This is a genomic window from Vibrio sp. YT-19(2023) (genome assembly GCF_033337395.1).
In genome coordinates this window covers 1-922 of sequence record NZ_JAWOQN010000232.1, presented here as the reverse complement: position 1 = coordinate 922, position 922 = coordinate 1, and the positions used below count along the sequence as shown (strand labels likewise).

The 922-nt window shown below is 49.3% G+C and carries 1 protein-coding gene; it reads right to left on the bottom strand.

Annotation, left to right across the window (positions count from 1 at the left end; translation table 11 throughout):
• Nucleotides 1–824 (bottom strand): ABC transporter ATP-binding protein (locus R7E78_RS25085; protein ID WP_318058467.1); only part of this gene is annotated, 824 nt, incomplete at its 3' end.
• Nucleotides 825–922 lie beyond the last annotated feature (98 nt).

Below are 922 nucleotides of genomic sequence, written 5' to 3'. Positions count from 1 at the left end.
CATTCAATCGGCTGCTCGACATGCTGGTGGATAAGGATGCGTAAACGAATCCCCAACTGCGCCGCAGAGCGAACTTCGTCACGTTGAATCAGCTTTTCTTTGAGTTCACGAAGTTTGTCGGCTTTCACCTCAATGATATTAACGCCCATCTGTTCCATTAACTGTTCGGGTTCGCCATCGGCACGAATTTCGCCCGATTCCATGATCGCCAGACGGTGGCAGCGTTCCGCTTCGTCCATGTAATGCGTGGTGACCAAAATCGTCGTACCTTGATCGCACAAGTCGAACAATTGCTCCCAAAAATCGCGTCGATTTTCGGGGTCAACGGCGGATGTCGGCTCATCCAAAAATAGCAGTTCGGGTTTGTGCATGGTCGCCGCGGCGAGTGAAAGGCGCTGCTTTTGACCGCCACTCATGCCGCTTACGCGCTGTTTGCGCAATTGATCCAACCCGTAAGTGCTGAGCTGCTCTTCGATCCGCTCTTTCAGCGACTTGCTGCTTAAACCAAAAATTTGCCCAATAAATTCAAGGTTCTCTTGAACGGATAGGTCGTCGTACAACGAGAACTTTTGTGTCATGTAGCCAATTTTGAGCCGCAGTTGTTCGGATTGTTTTGGGATTTCTAATCCAAGCACATCCACACTGCCTTCGCTTGGGCTGAGAAGGCCGGTGAGCACACGAATGGTGGTCGACTTACCACAACCATTTGGCCCCAAAAATCCGTAAATGCTGCCTTTGGGCACGTTGAGTGTGATGTTATTGATAGCAGTAAAGTCGCCGAACTTTTTGACCACATTTTGAGCTTGAATTGCATACTCGGTCATTGGCTTACTCCACCAAATCTACTTGGGCAGGCACACCCGACGGCAACGTTTTTGCAGACTCAGGTAAATCAACTTCTGCTAGATACATCAATCGTGAA